Below are 443 nucleotides of genomic sequence, written 5' to 3' on the forward strand. Positions count from 1 at the left end.
ACCATCCAGGTCACGACGCTGTATCCGGGCGCCAGCCCCGACGTGATGACGTCGTCCATCACCGCACCACTGGAGCGGCAGTTCGGGCAGATGCCCGGCCTGAAACAGATGACGTCGTCCAGCTCGGGCGGCGCCTCGGTGATCACGCTGCAGTTCGATCTGTCGCTCTCGCTCGACATTGCCGAGCAGGAAGTGCAGGCGGCCATCAACGCAGCCGGCAACCTGCTGCCGAACGATCTGCCGATGCCGCCGATCTACAGCAAGGTGAATCCGGCCGACGCGCCGATCCTCACGCTGGCGATCACCTCCAATACGATGCCGTTGCCCAAGCTGGAAGACCTGGTCGACACGCGCATCGCGCAAAAGCTGTCGCAGTTGCCCGGCATTGGCCTGGTCAGCATCAGCGGCGGGCAGCGGCCCGCCGTGCGCATCCAGGCCAATAC

At 65.2% G+C, this 443-nt stretch carries 1 protein-coding gene; it reads left to right on the forward strand.

Annotation, left to right across the window (positions count from 1 at the left end):
- Window positions 1-443, forward strand: a 443-nt coding sequence (locus I6F21_RS37880; RefSeq protein WP_225184403.1) for an efflux RND transporter permease subunit, incomplete at both ends; no start/stop codon positions are given.

The organism is Bradyrhizobium sp. NBAIM03, from assembly GCF_020194055.1.
Lineage (GTDB): Bacteria > Pseudomonadota > Alphaproteobacteria > Rhizobiales > Xanthobacteraceae > Bradyrhizobium > Bradyrhizobium yuanmingense.